At 53.1% G+C, this 16,664-nt stretch carries 15 protein-coding genes and 1 pseudogene; 9 read left to right on the forward strand and 7 right to left on the reverse strand.

Going from position 1 to position 16,664, the window contains the following annotated elements; all coding sequences use genetic code 11:
• Nucleotides 1-177: a pleiotropic regulatory protein RsmS gene (rsmS, locus tag ACMYSK_RS13270; protein ID WP_434635976.1), complete on the forward strand. Its 177-nt coding sequence runs from the start codon at nt 1-3 to the stop codon at nt 175-177.
• Nucleotides 178-227: 50 nt separating this feature from the next.
• On the opposite strand, the gene mscK is transcribed toward rsmS, so the two are convergent.
• Complete coding sequence (gene mscK / locus ACMYSK_RS13275) at nt 228-3,572, reverse strand: mechanosensitive channel MscK (protein WP_434635977.1); 3,345 nt, start codon at nt 3,570-3,572, stop codon at nt 228-230.
• Nucleotides 3,573-3,705: 133 nt separating this feature from the next.
• Entirely contained in the window at nt 3,706-4,356 is a 651-nt protein-coding gene (acrR, locus tag ACMYSK_RS13280; protein ID WP_434635978.1) for a multidrug efflux transporter transcriptional repressor AcrR, read from the reverse strand.
• A 142-nt stretch (nt 4,357-4,498) separates the two neighbouring features.
• On the opposite strand from acrR, the gene acrA reads away from it, so the two are divergent.
• The 5 genes from acrA (at nt 4,499) to maa (ending at nt 10,712) form a co-directional block, all read left to right on the forward strand.
• A complete protein-coding gene (gene acrA / locus ACMYSK_RS13285; protein ID WP_434635979.1) occupies nt 4,499-5,692 on the forward strand; it encodes a multidrug efflux RND transporter periplasmic adaptor subunit AcrA in 1,194 nt (397 codons plus the stop codon).
• A gap of 22 nt (nt 5,693-5,714) precedes the next feature.
• A complete protein-coding gene (acrB, locus tag ACMYSK_RS13290; protein WP_434635980.1) occupies nt 5,715-8,861 on the forward strand; it encodes a multidrug efflux RND transporter permease subunit AcrB in 3,147 nt (1,048 codons plus the stop codon).
• Between the two features lie 515 nt (nt 8,862-9,376).
• A complete protein-coding gene (gene tomB / locus ACMYSK_RS13295; RefSeq protein WP_434635982.1) occupies nt 9,377-9,751 on the forward strand; it encodes an Hha toxicity modulator TomB in 375 nt (124 codons plus the stop codon).
• Nucleotides 9,752-9,777: 26 nt separating this feature from the next.
• Nucleotides 9,778-9,996, forward strand: a complete 219-nt coding sequence (locus tag ACMYSK_RS13300) for an HHA domain-containing protein (protein WP_004858783.1) — start codon at nt 9,778-9,780, stop codon at nt 9,994-9,996.
• Between the two features lie 149 nt (nt 9,997-10,145).
• Nucleotides 10,146-10,712 (forward strand): maltose O-acetyltransferase, encoded by a 567-nt coding sequence (gene maa / locus ACMYSK_RS13305; protein ID WP_434635983.1) that lies wholly within the window; start codon nt 10,146-10,148, stop codon nt 10,710-10,712.
• Here the strand turns inward: maa and ACMYSK_RS13310 are convergent.
• Nucleotides 10,684-10,788: pseudogene (locus ACMYSK_RS13310) on the reverse strand (hypothetical protein); the annotation flags it as partial. The gene maa and the pseudogene ACMYSK_RS13310 sit on opposite strands and share 29 nt — an antisense overlap.
• Before the next feature lie 20 nt (nt 10,789-10,808).
• Here ACMYSK_RS13310 and ACMYSK_RS13315 point away from each other — a divergent pair.
• Entirely contained in the window at nt 10,809-11,279 is a 471-nt protein-coding gene (locus ACMYSK_RS13315) for a YlaC family protein (protein ID WP_434635984.1), read from the forward strand.
• On the opposite strand, the gene ACMYSK_RS13320 is transcribed toward ACMYSK_RS13315, so the two are convergent.
• Nucleotides 11,254-12,705 (reverse strand): PLP-dependent aminotransferase family protein, encoded by a 1,452-nt coding sequence (locus ACMYSK_RS13320; RefSeq protein ID WP_434635985.1) that lies wholly within the window; start codon nt 12,703-12,705, stop codon nt 11,254-11,256. The genes ACMYSK_RS13315 and ACMYSK_RS13320 overlap by 26 nt on opposite strands.
• Nucleotides 12,706-12,805: 100 nt before the next feature.
• Between ACMYSK_RS13320 and ACMYSK_RS13325 the strand changes: the two genes are divergently transcribed.
• Nucleotides 12,806-13,516, forward strand: coding sequence for a GNAT family N-acetyltransferase (locus ACMYSK_RS13325; protein ID WP_434635986.1), 711 nt, complete (start codon nt 12,806-12,808; stop codon nt 13,514-13,516).
• Here ACMYSK_RS13325 and ykgO read toward each other — a convergent pair.
• The 3 genes from ykgO to ACMYSK_RS13340 form a co-directional block, all read right to left on the reverse strand.
• The gene (gene ykgO, locus ACMYSK_RS13330; RefSeq protein ID WP_003859006.1) at nt 13,513-13,653 is read right to left on the reverse strand and encodes a type B 50S ribosomal protein L36; all 141 of its coding nucleotides are present in this window, start codon (nt 13,651-13,653) and stop codon (nt 13,513-13,515) included. The genes ACMYSK_RS13325 and ykgO overlap by 4 nt on opposite strands.
• Nucleotides 13,654-13,655: 2 nt before the next feature.
• Nucleotides 13,656-13,916 (reverse strand): type B 50S ribosomal protein L31, encoded by a 261-nt coding sequence (locus tag ACMYSK_RS13335; RefSeq protein WP_434635987.1) that lies wholly within the window; start codon nt 13,914-13,916, stop codon nt 13,656-13,658.
• Nucleotides 13,917-14,034: 118 nt separating this feature from the next.
• Nucleotides 14,035-15,108, reverse strand: coding sequence for a LacI family DNA-binding transcriptional regulator (locus ACMYSK_RS13340; RefSeq protein WP_434635988.1), 1,074 nt, complete (start codon nt 15,106-15,108; stop codon nt 14,035-14,037).
• Between the two features lie 268 nt (nt 15,109-15,376).
• On the opposite strand from ACMYSK_RS13340, the gene ACMYSK_RS13345 reads away from it, so the two are divergent.
• Nucleotides 15,377-16,648: a maltoporin gene (locus ACMYSK_RS13345; protein ID WP_004858775.1), complete on the forward strand. Its 1,272-nt coding sequence runs from the start codon at nt 15,377-15,379 to the stop codon at nt 16,646-16,648.
• Nucleotides 16,649-16,664 lie beyond the last annotated feature (16 nt).

Consider the following 16,664-nt stretch of genomic DNA (forward strand, 5'->3'; position numbering starts at 1 on the left):
ATGTCGCTGGACAATGCCCCGGATGAGGTCAAACTGGCCGTCGATTTGATTATGCTGCTCGAAGAAAACCAGGTGTCGGCGCAAACCGTGCTGGGCGCACTGGAGATAATCAAACGCGACTATGAAAACAAACTAAACCGTGTCGGGCAGGCGCCAGATGAGGCAGATAAAACCTAGCTGACAGAGTGTGTTAAACGGGGCGGCTCATCGGCCGCCCCGGCAGAGTATTAACCGATAGATACAGAGGAGTCGTCCCCTTTGACCTCGCGCTTCAGTTCCGTCACCTCATCACCTTTTTCGTTACGCAGATGGACTTCCAGCTGGTTGAAGGCGATGTTGATATTGTTTTCGCGGCACAGACGGTCAATCGCGCGGTTCAGTTCATCAACGGTGTAACTGCGATCGCGCAGTTCACGCACGTATAAACGCAGCTCGTGATCCAGCGTGCTGGCGCCAAAGGTGGTGAAGAATACCGATGGCGCAGGCTCCTGCATCACTTTAGGGTGCGAATGAGCAGCCTGCAGCAGGACTTCCTTTACCTTATCCAGATCGGAACCGTATGCCACGCCGATGCGGATCACCACACGGGTTACGGTGTCGGACAGTGACCAGTTGATCAGGCGCTCGGTGACGAACGCTTTGTTCGGGATGATCACCTCTTTACGGTCAAAGTCGGTAATGGTAGTCGCGCGAATGCGGATCTTGCTGACGGTGCCGGAGAAGGTACCAATCGTCACCGTATCGCCGATACGTACCGGGCGTTCGAAGAGGATAATCAGGCCGGAAACGAAGTTACCGAAAATTTCCTGCAAACCGAAACCCAGACCAACCGACAGCGCGGCCGCCAGCCACTGCAATTTGTCCCACGAGACGCCCAGCGCCCCAAATACCGTCATCGCACTGATTGCGATGATCGCGTAGTTCAGAATCGACGTAATGGCGTAAGAGGTCCCCTGCCGCATATTGAGCCGGGAAAGAATCAGCACTTCAAGCAGGCCCGGCAGGTTGCGAATCAGCGCCCAGGCAACCATGGAAGCAACAATCGCAAACAGCAGGCTGCCCATCGTCACGCTTTTCACCACGTTAGCGCCTGCTTCGGTCACGCTGTAGTGCCAAAGCGTAATGCTGTCGAGATAGGCGAATACGGTGATCAGATCGGACCAAATTGCCCAGAATACGACGCCAAACAGCGCGACCATCACCAACATGGTGATACGCAGCGTTTGCTGGTTAACCTGTTCCAGCGCAATCGTCGGCTCTTCCTGCGGTTCAGCTCCTTCGGCACCTTCTTTAACCATATGCTGACGACGCGCCAGCGCACGTCGCCAGGCAATGCGCCGCGCGGCAACGCTCAGCCCGCGCAGCACGGTCTGATACAGCAGGTTCCACAGCATCACCAGGTAGACGGTTTCAATCCAGCGACCGGCCAGACGCAGCGTGGTATAGAAGTAGCCGGTTGCCGTCAGCACCATCAGCGCAACAGGCACGATGGAGAGGACGGTAACGGTAAGAAGACGCAAGCTGTGCGACTCCTTATCACGCCAGCTTTCGCGACACATCGGCCACACCAGCACGGCGATCAGCAGCAGGTTCAGGAAGATAACGAACTGGCCCAGCACATCATCCATCAGATTCAGCGGCGACAGTTCGGAGACGACCGACCAGAAATTTAGCGGCAGCAGCGCAAGGCTGACGCGCACAATCTGCCGGCGCCAGTGGCTGGTCAGCTGCGGCGGCATATTAAAGTGGCTGACCGCCACGCCGTCTTTTTCCAGCACCTTCCAGCACAGGCCAAACACCAGCCAGAACAGCGCCAGTTTTTTACTGTATGCCCACAGCAGTTCGCTGATATTCAGCTGCATGGTCAGCAAAATCAGCCCTACCGCCAAAATCAACAGCACGACCGGCAATGCGCGAATCAGGTCAATTAGAATCGCTTTTGGCGTATGGAGCTGGGTGTCGTTACGCAGCTGCCCGACCTGCGAGGCCAGCCGGGCCTGATAGTTACGCAGCCACTGCAGGCGCCAGCGAATCAGACCGGCTATCAGCAGTAGCGGCAGACCGGCAAGGAAAGCCACAAACACCGCAGGCCACGCTTTTTCCCAGTTTACGGTGATTTTCATCGCCTTAAACTGACCTTTCAGCGCTTGCGGGAAGGATTTAATCCAGTCCCAGTCCATCGGTTTGTTGCTGTTCACCCAGAAAATCTGCTGGGTCAGAATGGCTTTCAGGTTGCTGGAGACGCTCATTAACTGCTGCTGGTTGATCTGCAGGTTAATCGCCATCATCAGCTGATTGCCGAGCTGTTTATTAAACTGGTCGAGCAATTCGCGACGCATATCCACGACGTCCAGCAGGGCATCATGCACATCCGGGGTCACTTCATTACTGTGCCCCTCTTCCAGTTTGGCGACGAAGGCATCGCTCTGGAACAGCGCATCACGCTGCTGGTTGACCTCAAATTGTTCAAGGCGCAGATCGGCAATACGGTTGGTCATATCTTCCAGCTCGTCCGCCGACGGGAGCGTCTGCTGCTGCTGGTAGAGAATGCGTGACAACAACAGGCTCCCTCTGAGGACCGAGATCTGCTCTTTGATATCTCGTTCAGATTGCAGCGCCCTATCGAGCCAGTTTTTCACCTTAATATTGCGCTGCACCAGCTGATTGCCGTTCTCGGTCGCCGCGATGAGCTTCTGGCTCAGCTGATGGTTAATATCCACTTCTTGCTTCACCAGCGGGTTGTTCTGGATCCGCGTCGTCTCATCCGGCGTAACCGCTTCCTGAGCGGTCTTTTCCGTCAGCGTCAGCCGCTTGCTGTTCACGGCATCCTGCAACAGCTGCAGCTGATGTTCGAGACGGTTACTGTTGGCACTGACGTAATCACGCTGCTTTTGCAGCGTATCCTGCAGCACGGTGTTACCTTCGAGGCTCTTACGCTGTTGCTCAATTTGCGCATTCAGCAGCGCCTGCTGCGCCAGCAGTAATCCTTGCTGACTTGGGCGCAGAGCTTCGTCACCAATCGTGGTGCCGTTGAGATGGTTACGTATCTGCTGGAGCTGCTGGGAAGCCGAATACATCGCATTTTGCACGCGTTCCGGCTGCGTTTGCAGCGAAACCAGCTGGCTGTTGTAGGTCGCCAGATCGTTCTGGGCGGTTTGCAGGTCGTCCAGCGTCTGAGAGACGCGTGATTCCAGCTGGCGCAAGGAGAGAGTGCTAAGCGTTTTCCGCGTAGCCTCATCATCGGGCACCTCGCTTAACGCATTCAGGCTATCGACCGCCTGGCGCATCTTCGCCGGCGCCTGCTCGACCTGCTGTCGCAGCTGGGTCGTTTCCGACTTAATCCGCTCAATTTTATCGAGTGCTTCAAGCGTCTGAACCAGGTCTTGCTGGACCAGTTTATCCTGTGGCGTCAGTTCTTTTTGCTTATTGAGCGTATTAAGTTGATTCTGAACGTCAGATCGATCCGGAACATCAGCAGCCTGGGCTTGATTAACGCTAAGGCAGCCGAAAAATAACAGCAGTACAATTACAAAAGCGGAAGTGGCATTTTGCCAACGGATAGTATGCAGCATAGTGTTAACATGAGTGGTTGCAAAAGCCGGAGAATACCGGGGGTCGTCGCAGCGCGCAGAATAGCACTTCTGCAATCGCACGAATAGCCGCGGATATTAGCAAAATCTCACCTTTTTTATTTCGCAGGGATCGTTAATTCGCAATCCCCACAGGATCCCGGAGCGAAGGGCAAAACTGATACATTTCGAGAAGAATGGCAACATAGTCGCGCGCTTCTTTTTTAAGATCGAATGAATCTGGCGCAAAGAGCCAGTTTTCCATCAGGCCGGAGAGGTAGCTGCGCATTAAAATCGCCGCCCGACGGGTTAACAAATTGGCCGGCAGCATGTTAGCCGCGATACATTCGTTTAGCGTGTGTTCGATGCGTTCGTAGCTCTCAAGACATAAGCTGCGCTGTGCTTTCTGGACCACCGCCATCTCACCGACAAACTCGCATTTATGGAAGATAATCTCCATCATGAGTCGTCGACGTTCTTCTGTCACCGTGGCTTCAAGAACATGGACTAAGATCCCCCTGACAACTGACAGTGGATCGTTGGGGAATTTTGCCCGATACTCAACTTCAAGATCGCTAATACTTGCGTCCGACAGCACCCATATTTCATTAAATAAATCTGATTTATTCTTGAAATGCCAGTAGATAGCCCCCCTCGTTACCCCGGCAGCTTTTGCAATTGCTGCTAACGAGGTAGATGATACGCCTTGCTGCGAAAACAAACGCAGAGCAACATCCAGAATGTGTTGCCGGGTTTCAAGTGCCTGTTGTTTGGTTTTTCGTGCCATAGGTCGATGAGTTTACAGAGGTTACGTTTACATACATTTGTGAATGTATGTACCATAGCATGACCATAATAGAAACACAGTAGTGGGTTTGTGGTCGTTTGAGCCACTGAACAATTTGAAATTGGACACTCGAGGTTTACATATGAACAAAAACAGAGGGTTAACGCCTCTGGCGGTCGTTCTGATGCTCTCAGGCAGCTTAGCGCTAACAGGATGTGACGACAAACCGGCTCAGCAAGGAGCCCAGCATATGCCGGAAGTCGGTATTGTGACGCTCAAATCCGCACCTCTGCAAATCACCACTGAGCTACCGGGCCGTACCAGTGCCTACCGTATTGCAGAAGTTCGTCCTCAAGTAAGTGGCATTATTCTGAAACGTAACTTTACGGAAGGTAGCGACATCCAGGCCGGCGTGTCCCTTTATCAGATAGATCCAGCGACCTACCAGGCCAGCTATGAGAGTGCAAAAGGCGACTTAGCCAAAGCACAGGCTGCGGCCAATATCGCGCAGCTGACGGTCAAACGTTATCAGAAACTGCTCGGCACGAAATACATCAGTCAACAAGACTATGATACTGCCGTCGCCGACGCACAGCAGAGCAATGCTGCCGTTGTGGCCGCGAAAGCCGCTGTGGAAACCGCGCGTATTAACCTGGCCTATACCAAAGTGACCTCGCCGATCAGCGGTCGCATTGGTAAATCTGCCGTCACCGAAGGTGCACTGGTACAGAATGGTCAGGCAACTGCGCTGGCAACCGTTCAGCAGCTGGACCCTATCTATGTTGACGTGACCCAGTCGAGCAACGATTTCCTGCGCCTGAAACAAGAGCTGGCAGACGGAAAGCTGAAACAAGAAAACGGCAAAGCCAAAGTCGAACTGGTCACCAGCGACGGGCTGAAGTATCCGCAGGGCGGTACGCTGGAGTTTTCTGATGTCACCGTCGATCAGACTACCGGTTCTATCACGTTACGCGCCATCTTCCCGAACCCGGATCACACCCTGTTACCGGGGATGTTCGTCCGCGCTCGTCTGCAGGAAGGGACCAACCCGGATGCACTGCTGGTTCCACAGCAGGGTGTAACCCGCACGCCGCGTGGTGATGCCAGCGTCATGGTCGTTGGCGAAGGTGACAAAGTCGAAGTTCGTCAGGTCACTGCAACGCAGGCGATTGGCGATAAATGGCTGGTCACCAGCGGAGTGAAATCCGGCGATCGCGTGATTGTTACCGGACTGCAAAAAGTTAAACCAGGCGTGCAGGTTAAAGCGCAGGAAGTAGCCTCTGACGATCAACAGCAAGTTGCCAGCAACGCGCAGTCAGAACAAACCAAGTCTTAACTTAAACAGGAGCCGTTAAGACATGCCTAATTTCTTTATCGATCGCCCCATATTCGCATGGGTGATCGCCATAATCATCATGCTAGCCGGGGGACTTGCGATCCTGAAGCTGCCTGTCGCGCAATATCCAACGATTGCGCCACCGGCGGTCTCAATCACCGCAACCTACCCAGGTGCTGATGCGAAAACGGTGCAGGATACCGTTACGCAGGTTATCGAACAGAACATGAACGGTATCGATAACCTGATGTACATGTCCTCCAACAGTGACTCAACCGGTACGGTACAGATCACCCTGACCTTCCAGTCTGGTACGGATGCGGATATCGCGCAGGTACAGGTGCAGAACAAACTGCAGCTCGCCATGCCGCTGCTGCCGCAGGAAGTTCAGCAACAGGGCGTGAGCGTGGAGAAATCCTCCAGCAGCTTCCTGATGGTTGTCGGCGTTATCAACACCAATGGCACCATGACGCAGGAGGATATTTCCGACTACGTGGGCGCCAACATGAAAGATGCGATCAGCCGTACGTCTGGCGTGGGTGACGTTCAGCTGTTTGGTTCCCAGTACGCGATGCGTATCTGGATGGATCCAAACAAACTGAACAACTTCCAGCTGACGCCGGTCGATGTGATCAGCGCGATTAAAGCGCAGAACGCCCAGGTTGCAGCCGGTCAGTTAGGCGGTACGCCGCCGGTGAAAGGCCAGCAGCTGAACGCCTCTATCATCGCGCAGACCCGTCTGAAATCCGCTGACGAATTCAGTAATATTCTGCTGAAAGTGAACCAGGATGGTTCGCAGGTTCGTCTGCGTGACGTGGCAAAAGTTGAGCTGGGTGGTGAAAACTATGACATCGTCGCGAAGTTTAATAACCAGCCGGCTTCCGGCCTGGGGATCAAACTGGCGACCGGTGCTAACGCCCTGGATACGGCTAACGCGATTCGTGCTGAACTGGCGAAAATGGAGCCGTACTTCCCGTCAGGCCTGAAGATTGTCTACCCGTATGACACCACGCCGTTCGTGAAAATCTCGATTCATGAAGTGGTTAAAACGCTGGTTGAAGCAATCATCCTGGTATTCCTGGTAATGTATCTGTTCCTGCAGAACTTCCGCGCGACGTTGATTCCAACCATCGCGGTACCGGTCGTCCTGCTGGGTACTTTCGCCATACTGGCTATTTTTGGCTTCTCGATAAACACCCTGACCATGTTTGGTATGGTGCTTGCGATAGGCCTGCTCGTCGATGACGCCATCGTGGTGGTGGAAAACGTCGAGCGTGTGATGGCAGAAGAAGGCCTGCCACCGAAGGAAGCAACCCGCAAATCCATGGGCCAGATTCAGGGCGCACTGGTCGGTATCGCGATGGTGCTTTCTGCGGTATTTATCCCGATGGCCTTCTTCGGTGGTTCAACGGGTGCGATTTACCGTCAGTTCTCCATCACCATTGTTTCGGCGATGGCGCTGTCGGTACTGGTTGCATTGATCCTGACCCCGGCGCTGTGCGCCACGATGTTGAAACCTATCGCGAAAGGCGGTCATGGCGAGCACAAAGGCTTCTTTGGCTGGTTTAACCGCATGTTCGATAAGAGCACGCACCATTACACCGATAGCGTAGGTAACATTCTGCGCAGTACCGGTCGTTACCTGGTGCTGTATCTGATCATCGTTGTCGGTATGGCCTGGCTGTTCGTACGTCTGCCAAGCTCGTTCCTGCCGGATGAAGATCAGGGCGTATTCCTGAGCATGGCGCAGCTTCCAGCGGGTGCCACGCAGGAACGTACGCAGAAAGTGCTCGATGAAATGACGGACTACTATCTCACCAAAGAGAAGGACAACGTCGAATCCGTGTTTGCCGTTAACGGCTTTGGCTTCGCCGGTCGCGGTCAGAACACCGGTATCGCGTTCGTCTCGCTGAAAGACTGGAGCGAACGTCCGGGCAAAGAGAACAAGGTTGAAGCCATTACCGGTCGTGCGATGGCCCGTTTCTCGCAGATTAAAGATGCGATGGTCTTCGCCTTTAACCTGCCGGCTATCGTCGAACTGGGTACCGCTACCGGCTTTGACTTCCAGCTGATCGACCAGGGCGGTTTAGGTCATGAAAAACTGACCCAGGCACGTAACCAGCTGTTCGGTGAAGTTGCGAAACACCCTGACCTGCTGGTCGGCGTTCGTCCGAACGGCCTGGAAGATACGCCGCAGTTTAAGGTGGATATCGACCAGGAGAAAGCGCAGGCGCTGGGCGTCTCTATCAGCGACATCAACACCACGCTGGGCGCAGCCTGGGGCGGTAGCTACGTCAATGACTTCATCGACCGCGGCCGCGTGAAGAAAGTGTACGTCATGTCCGAAGCGAAATACCGTATGCTGCCGGAAGATATTGGCAACTGGTATGTTCGCGGCAGCGATGGGCAGATGGTGCCGTTCTCCGCCTTCTCCACTTCGCACTGGGAGTACGGTTCACCGCGTCTGGAACGCTATAACGGTCTGCCATCGATGGAAATCCTCGGTCAGGCGGCTCCGGGTAGAAGTACCGGTGAAGCGATGACGATGATGGAAGAGCTGGCTCGCAAACTGCCTTCAGGTATCGGCTACGACTGGACGGGTATGTCATATCAGGAACGTCTGTCCGGTAACCAGGCACCAGCGCTGTATGCCATCTCGCTTATCGTGGTATTCCTGTGTCTGGCGGCGCTGTATGAAAGCTGGTCGATACCGTTCTCGGTTATGCTGGTCGTCCCACTGGGGGTTATCGGTGCACTGCTGGCGGCGACGTTCCGTGGTCTGACGAACGACGTTTACTTCCAGGTGGGCCTGTTGACCACCATCGGCCTGTCGGCGAAGAACGCGATACTTATCGTTGAATTCGCCAAAGACCTGATGGATAAAGAAGGCAAGGGGCTGATTGAAGCAACCCTGGAAGCGGTACGTATGCGTCTTCGTCCAATCCTGATGACCTCACTGGCGTTTATCCTCGGGGTAATGCCGCTGGTTATCAGCTCCGGCGCAGGCTCCGGCGCACAGAACGCCGTAGGTACCGGCGTAATGGGCGGGATGGTGACGGCAACGGTTCTGGCTATCTTCTTTGTTCCGGTCTTCTTCGTGGTGGTTCGCCGCCGCTTCAGTAAGAAAACGGAAGACATTGAGCACAGCCATCCGACTGGGCATCATTAATCTCTCCACTCAGGGCCGCATTCGCGGCCCTTTTTTTCGGTTTCGCGCAGGTGAATTTCGGATTCTTTGAGGAATTTTGTTGGATAGCGCATATTGATGCGCACGCATTGCTACGGTTTACTTTGCTTCCTGATATACAATTTTCGCCAGGAAGCTTTACTTTGTTTTTTATCGGATTATTCTTTTGCAGCTTAACTAAGAATAATCTTAACCCTAAAGTTTTCCGGGTTTGGGTTCTGCTACCAAAGAAAAGCGCCTGCTAAATCAATGATCCATAAGCTTTGCTTTCGTTAAATCATCGTCTTGAAATGTCGTGGTATAATTAGTTCAGATATTTTTAAGATAATTTAACGGCGATAATTGTAATTTTTCGTAATAGCACGGTGAAATCTTTTTGAGAGTGGATTATAGTTAAATCAACAGGATTACAATGTATGTGTCAGGTCTGTTAGTCGTGTTCATCCCACAACGGTGCTTGTTAGTCGTCGTTTAAACCACTCAAAAGGGGATGTGTTATGGACGAATACTCGCCAAAAAGACATGATATCGCACAGCTTCGATTTCTTTGTGAAACCCTGTATCATGACTGCCTTGCAAACCTGGAAGAGAGCAACCACGGGTGGGTGAATGACCCGACGTCGGCTGTGAATCTTCAACTTAATGAATTGATCGAGCACATTGCCGCGTTCGCACTTAATTATAAAATTAAGTACACTGAGGATAATAAACTGATTGCTCAGCTGGACGAATACCTGGATGACACTTTTATGTTGTTCAGTAGCTATGGCATTAACACGGCCGATCTACAGAAATGGCGCAAATCGGGAAATCGGTTATTCCGATGTTTTGTCAACGCCAGCCGGGAAAACCCGGCAAGTCTTTCTTGTTAGTATTATTACAATCAAAAGGTGAAGTTATGTCTGGTGAACCATTAACCAAAACAGACTATTTGATGCGCTTACGTCGCTGTCAGACAATTGATACGCTGGAACGCGTAATTGAAAAAAACAAATATGAACTTTCCGACAATGAACTGGCGGTATTTTACTCAGCGGCCGATCATCGTCTTGCTGAATTGACCATGAATAAGCTTTACGACAAAATCCCAACGTCGGTGTGGAAATTCATTCGCTAATTCGTTTGATGTGTCAATAAAATGGTTAACCGAGCCCCTCCCCCACTCTGAGTATAATTGTGATATTACTCTCATAAGTCAGAAAAGTGCGTTCGTGAAACCGGTTTCTTTTTTTTATACTGTGATGCCAACCCTATCAGGAATGCATCATGAGTGAAGAGAAACGTAAAATGATCGCCGGTGAGCTGTATCAGGCAGGAGATGCCACGTTACGGGCAGATCGCCTGCGTGCCAGGCAGTTGCTGCATCGCTACAACCACTCGGCTCCGGACGAACGAGACTGGCGGAAAATATGCCTGGCGGAGCTCTTTGGTCAGGCGGGCGATGCTTATATTGAACCCACTTTCCGCTGTGATTATGGTTACAATATTTTCCTCGGCGCTAATTTCTACGCAAACTTTGATTGCGTAATGCTTGATGTTTGTCCGATTCATATCGGCGATAACTGCATGTTAGCACCCGGTGTCCATATCTATACCGCCACTCATCCATTAGATGCCGCCGAACGCAACAGCGGTAAAGAATACGGTAAGCCCGTCACTATCGGTCATAATGTGTGGATTGGCGGCCGGGCGGTGATTAACCCAGGGATAACTGTCGGCGATAATGCGGTGATTGCTTCCGGGGCCGTGGTAGTCAAGGATGTTCCGGCAAATGCAGTAGTCGGTGGCAACCCGGCGCAAATCATCAAGATGCTGACAGCGGAAAACCCGTAACTGTTATGCTTTTCTGCAACTGATCTGTTACTTCCCTGAGAGATTCCCGCAACATAAAATAGCCTTCAGGCTGGGCAGTAGAATTCGGGGATCAAGATGACAGAAATACAGCAACTGCTGACAAACACCATTGATGAGCTCAATGTGAAAGAGAAGCGCGACAACCGTCCGCGCTTTAGCATCAGTTTTATTCGCAATCATCCGTGGCTGTTCGTCGCGATGTACGCCGCATTCCTGGCGACGTTCGTCGTGATGCTGACGTCAGAAACGCTGGCAGATTCGGTATGGCTGCTGGTGGTGCTGTTCGTCTTGTTAAACGGTTTCTTCTTTTTTGACGTCTATCCGCGCTATCGCTATGAAGATATCGACGTGCTGGATTTTCGCGTCTGCTACAACGGGGAGTGGTATAACACGCGTTACGTTCCGGAGCAGCTGATCGAACGGATTATGCAATCCCCCCGCGTAGACGGCGAACAAAAGACCCAGCTGCAAAAAATGGTCGCCACCAAAGGCGAGCTTTCGTTCTACGATGTCTTTAGCCTTACCCGCGCCGATATCGTCCGATAAGGCGATTCAACGTCCGTACTGCTGAACCAAAATGCGAGGCGGACGTATTGCCATATCCCAGTACGAGCCCGCTTCGCGCGCGATGTGGATCCAGGTAAAACCGGCTTAACGCCGCCGGAGCCTGCTGATACTGCCGCGCCTGCTCGACCACCGCACCATCGTCTATCCCGTCGATAGCGACCGTCAGGTGCAGGCCACCTTCACCGCCAAGAATATCAAAAGGCGGCGTCAGCTCCGCTGTCAGCACCTCGCATAACTGTATCTGCCGCCGGCGATATAAACGCCGCATCGCCGCCAGATGGCGCGCATAGTGCCCCTCTTCAATAAATAGCGCCAGCGCTCGTTGTTCAGCCCGGTGGCCGCCGCGGAGCAGCGATCCAACCACCCCTTGCGCCGCATCCGCCAGCGCAGGAGGCATCACCACGAACCCAATACGCAGTGCCGGAAACAGCGTTTTGCTGAACGTGCCGAGATACACCACCGGCGCTTGTTTTATCATCCCGAGCATCGCCGGGACGGGCTCACCGCTGTAGCGGAACTCGCTATCGTAATCGTCCTCAATAACCCACGCATCATGCTGCCGGGCATACTCCAGTAGCGCCAGGCGTCTGCCAGCGCTCATCACCGCTCCGCAGGGGTACTGGTGTGAAGGAGAGGTAAATATCAACCTTGGCGCAGGCCCTTCGCTCGTATCCTGGCGCATCCCCTCACTATCCACCGGCATCCCTTTTAGCCGCAAGCCAGCGTTAAGGAACACACTTTTCGCACCTGGATAGCCCGGTTCTTCAACCCACGCCGTGTCACCCGCCACGCTCAGCAGATGAGTACAGAGATTCACCCCTTCAAGTGCGCCTTCGGTAATCACTATTTGTCGAGCATCACAGCGGATCCCGCGAGTTAACGCCAGATGACGAACAATCGCTTCCCGCAGAGCAGGCTCGCCGGCCGCCTCTCCGTAGCCCAGCAGCGAGCGCCCCTCTTCGCGCAACACCCTGTCGAGCAACCGTCGCCAGACCGGTAAGGGAAAATAGTTAATCGCCGGCGTACCCGGGGTAAACGCCAGCGTCGGTGAATCGCGACGGGTACCGGGCGGTAACGCCAGCAGCCGCTCAGGCAATGCAATAGCAAACGGCAACGTCTCGCGCTCACCTGAAGCCATCAGCGTCGCTACATGCGTTCCCTGACGGCTACGCTGTAAATAACCCTCCATGGCCAGCTGATCCAACGCCCCGTTAATCGTATTACGCGACAGATTGAGGCGTTCCGCGACAGCCCGTGAGCCAGGTAGCCGACTGCCGCCCGCCAGCGTCCCCTGCAAGATGGCCTCGCGTAGCGCGCGATACAGCGTGCGCTGTAGGGTTTCATGGCCCCGGCGGGACAGGGAATGTTCCAGTAGCGTGAAAAAGGCATCGTCAGGGATATTCATCGCACCTCCTCGTGGCACTATAAAAACATACTCCAGTGGCCCTTTTTATGGAACCAGTAAAACGTTAGTCTCAGCCCATGCCCCTATCAAAGGAAATCCCATGAATCAGCACAATGCCTTCGGTCAACCCGTTGGTCAGGCCCTGCCTGACTGGCAGCCGCGCCCCTTTCCTGAACGACAAATTCTTCAGGGACGCTACTGCCGCCTTGAGCCATTAACCCGTGCTCACGCCAGCGCTCTCTTTGCCGCGCATTTGCTGGCTCCGGATACGCGCAGTTGGACGTGGCTGCTGCGCGAACCGGACACCTGCGTTGAGGACTTTAGCGCCTGGGTCGCCAGCGTGGAAAACCTCAGCGACCCGGTTCATTTTGCCGTGATAGATGAACAGACCGACCAGCCCGTTGGCTCACTGGCGCTGATGCGTATCGATGCTAAAAATGGCGCGATCGAAGTCGGGCATGTGCACTTCTCACCGCTGCTGAGCCGGACCGCAATGGCGACAGAAGCCCAGTGGCTGCTGATGCGCTACGCCTTCGATACGCTCGGCTATCGTCGCTATGAATGGAAATGTAACAGTCTGAATGAGCCTTCACGCCGGGCGGCGCTGCGGCTGGGGTTTCACTGTGAGGGGCGTTTTCGTCAGGCGTTGGTGATAAAGGGCCACAACCGCGACACCGACTGGTTTTCGATAATTGACAGCGAGTGGCCGCTGATTGATAAAGCGATGCAGCAGTGGCTGGCCGTCGGGAACTTTTATCCCGATGGCCAGCAGCGCGAGACGCTGGAGAGCTTCCGTACGCGCACCGATTAGCGTCTCTTTTTGCGTCCCTGCACGGCTTTAAAACGAGGATTGCTCTTGCAGATGACGTACAGTCGCCCTTTCCGTTTGACGATCTGACAGTCCGGGTGGCGCTGCTTTGCACTGCGCAACGAGTTGAGTACCTGCATCCTTAGTTCCTTTTAGCATCAATAAAGCCGCCGAAACGCTGGCGGAAACGCGCAGTACTGCCTTCGCTGTTGAAGGCTTTCTGCTTACCGGTGTAATACGGGTGCGATTTTGACGACACATCGAGGGTGACGTACGGATAGGTCACCCCATCCAACTCAATCACGCGCTCGGTCTTGATCGTCGAACCCACTTTAAAATATTCATTCACGCTGGTGTCATGGAACACAACGGTACGATAATGCGGATGGATATTGTCTTTCATGATAACCTCTGTTGATACGTTATAACATAACATCAAGGTTACGCCGCAAAAATGCAAAGATCAACCATGAGAAGTAAAAGGAATAAAAAGACGAGCGGCACAAACCGCCCGTGAGGGATTAAGGATTCAGCTGATGAGCCAGTGCACGCAGCTGTTCAGCTATCGCCTGTAGGTTTTTTCCCTGATCCGTTTTTGGCCCGGTGGAATGACGTACAACCAACCGCGCAGGCAAAATCGAAGAGGTATGCGAGGTTTCGCTATCGCCGCTATCAAGAATACGGCGCACGGCCTCTTTCCCCTGTAAATCAAGATCCAGCGAAACGGTCGTCAGCGCCGGATAGAAGAATGAGCTTTCGTAGGTATCATCGTAGCCGATCACCGATTTTTCTCCGGGAATCGGGACCTGGTGCTGATGAAACGCACTCAATACCCCCAGCGCCATCTGATCGTTCCCCACCAGCACGGCGGTAAATTTCGGCGTCTCTCGCAGCATCTGCAGCGCGCCCGCATAGCCGCTTTGGGCATCCCAGTTACCGCGGATCACCGTGACTGGCCGCAGGCCATAGCTTTCCATCGTTTCCATCCAGCTCTTCAGGCGCAATTTTGCCGAAACTGAACTTTCAGGACCGGCCAGCAGCGCAATGTCCCGATGGCCCATTTCATACAGATATTTGACGCTCGCACGGGTCCCGTCTGCCGGGTTAAACGAAACGTTAAACACGGAGCTGTAGGGATCAACATCAAGGAAGAGACATACGATGTCATCATTGTCAGCAGCGATTTTCTGGGCCTGTTCGGTCTCCAGAGGCACGTTGATGATGACCTTATCAACTAGCTGAGACTTCAGCTCATTGATGGATTCCTGAATGCTTTGATTGACGCTCTCATCAATCATGGAAATAAGCACCTGATAACCTTCCACGTTCGCATAGCGTTTTACCGCCGCGGCGACCTGAGAAGGTGCATGCAGCGACAGTGAAATCGTCACCAGACCAACGGTCCGACTTTGCTTGCCTACCAGCTGCTGAGCCAGGCGATTAGGGACATATCGTAACAGCTCTATGGATTTCTCCACCTTGTGACGCGTGGCTTCGGATACATTGGCAGATTTATTGAGCACCCTGGACACGGTCTGATAGGAGACGCCTGCATGACGAGCGACATCTTCTAAGGTTGCGCTTTTAGACTTCATGGTCCGGTTCCTTATGTTGTTATCCCTGGATTGTAACAGGGGCCATTTAAAAAAACGCGCCCCGCAACTTTCCCTTACTAAAAACAAACAATAAAAGTATTACGCTCACAATACATCAAATTGTGAATAGACTCACTGACCGTAACAAATTACGCCATTTTATTTGCACTTAGTCACACTATCGCGATCATTAAATTGCCTGAAGTTACATTTAGGCATTTCATGACACCGTTAATGTGAACGTAATACAAATAATAAGAGGATAGACATGAACACTACGCTGCGCACAGTATCTGTTGCGTTGGCCGCTGCGCTGATTTCACCATCCGTGCTTGCGGCTTCCGCCTCTGTTCCTGGGATTGATTTTCATGGTTATATGCGTGCCGGAGTTGGGGTCTCCGGGGATGGTAGTCTGGCCGAATGGCAAAAAAACAAAATTGGCCGCCTCGGTAACGAATCCGATACCTACGGTGAGCTGGAGCTGGGTTCTGAGGTGTACAAAAAGGACGATGTCAGCTTCTATCTCGATAGCATGGTCAGCATGGTCTCTGACGGCTCTAATGATAACGAAACAACCCTCAATGACGATGCGCAGTTTGGCCTGCGCCAGTTAAACCTGCAAATCAAAGGCCTGATCCCCGGCGATCCTAATGCGGTGATTTGGGGTGGCAAGCGCTACTACCAGCGTCACGATCTGCACATCATTGATACCAAATACTGGAACATCTCCGGATCCGGTGCCGGGATCGAAAACTACACCTTAGGCCCTGGCGCCGTTTCACTCGCCTGGATCCGCGGTGACGCAAACGACGTCGATTATCGCGTCGATGGCGACAGCAACGTCAATATTAACTATGTCGATCTGCGCTATGCGGGTTGGAAACCATGGTCCGGCGCATGGACCGAATTCGGTATCGACTACGCGATGCCAAATACCACCAAGAAGCAGGATAGCTACGGCGGGCTGTACGATGCCGATAACGGCGTGATGCTGACCGGTGAAATTAGCCAGGATATGCTGGGCGGCTATAACAAGCTGGTTCTGCAGTATGCGAATAAAGGGCTGGCCCAGAACATGGTTTCCCAGGGCGGCGGTTGGTACGACATGTGGAACTACGTTAACGACGCCACCGGCTATCGCGTGATCAACACCGGCTTGATTCCGATTACCGATAAATTCTCGATTAACCATGTGCTGACCTGGGGCTCCGCCGACGATATCACCGACTACACCAACAAAACGCGCTTACTCTCTCTGGTCGCACGCGGACAGTACCAGTTCACGGAGTATGTACGTCTGATTGGCGAAGTGGGTGGCTTCTACCAGAAAGACAGCTACAAGAACAATACCGACTATAAACAAGCCGGCGAGAAATACACGATTGCGCTGGGTCTGGCCGATGGCCCGGACTTTATGTCCCGCCCGGAATTACGTATTTTTGCCTCCTATCTCAATGATTCTGAAAATGGTAAACCGTTTGAAGATCAAACCGCCAGCAATACGTGGAACTTTGGTGTCCAGGTCGAAGCCTGGTGGTAAGAGTATAGTCGTTATC

It is taken from the genome of Klebsiella sp. I138, assembly GCF_051131765.1.
In the GTDB taxonomy this organism is placed as follows: domain Bacteria; phylum Pseudomonadota; class Gammaproteobacteria; order Enterobacterales; family Enterobacteriaceae; genus Klebsiella.

Bases quoted from the DNA above. Each gene is read 5' to 3' on its own strand.
- rsmS (WP_434635976.1), top strand. From the start codon at position 1: ATGTCGCTGGACAATGCCCCGGATGAGGTCAAACTGGCCGTCGATTTG.
- mscK (WP_434635977.1), bottom strand. From the start codon at position 3,572: ATGCTGCATACTATCCGTTGGCAAAATGCCACTTCCGCTTTTGTAATT.
- acrR (WP_434635978.1), bottom strand. From the start codon at position 4,356: ATGGCACGAAAAACCAAACAACAGGCACTTGAAACCCGGCAACACATT.
- acrA (WP_434635979.1), top strand. From the start codon at position 4,499: ATGAACAAAAACAGAGGGTTAACGCCTCTGGCGGTCGTTCTGATGCTC.
- acrB (WP_434635980.1), top strand. From the start codon at position 5,715: ATGCCTAATTTCTTTATCGATCGCCCCATATTCGCATGGGTGATCGCC.
- tomB (WP_434635982.1), top strand. From the start codon at position 9,377: ATGGACGAATACTCGCCAAAAAGACATGATATCGCACAGCTTCGATTT.
- ACMYSK_RS13300 (WP_004858783.1), top strand. From the start codon at position 9,778: ATGTCTGGTGAACCATTAACCAAAACAGACTATTTGATGCGCTTACGT.
- maa (WP_434635983.1), top strand. From the start codon at position 10,146: ATGAGTGAAGAGAAACGTAAAATGATCGCCGGTGAGCTGTATCAGGCA.
- ACMYSK_RS13315 (WP_434635984.1), top strand. From the start codon at position 10,809: ATGACAGAAATACAGCAACTGCTGACAAACACCATTGATGAGCTCAAT.
- ACMYSK_RS13320 (WP_434635985.1), bottom strand. From the start codon at position 12,705: ATGAATATCCCTGACGATGCCTTTTTCACGCTACTGGAACATTCCCTG.
- ACMYSK_RS13325 (WP_434635986.1), top strand. From the start codon at position 12,806: ATGAATCAGCACAATGCCTTCGGTCAACCCGTTGGTCAGGCCCTGCCT.
- ykgO (WP_003859006.1), bottom strand. From the start codon at position 13,653: ATGCAGGTACTCAACTCGTTGCGCAGTGCAAAGCAGCGCCACCCGGAC.
- ACMYSK_RS13335 (WP_434635987.1), bottom strand. From the start codon at position 13,916: ATGAAAGACAATATCCATCCGCATTATCGTACCGTTGTGTTCCATGAC.
- ACMYSK_RS13340 (WP_434635988.1), bottom strand. From the start codon at position 15,108: ATGAAGTCTAAAAGCGCAACCTTAGAAGATGTCGCTCGTCATGCAGGC.
- ACMYSK_RS13345 (WP_004858775.1), top strand. From the start codon at position 15,377: ATGAACACTACGCTGCGCACAGTATCTGTTGCGTTGGCCGCTGCGCTG.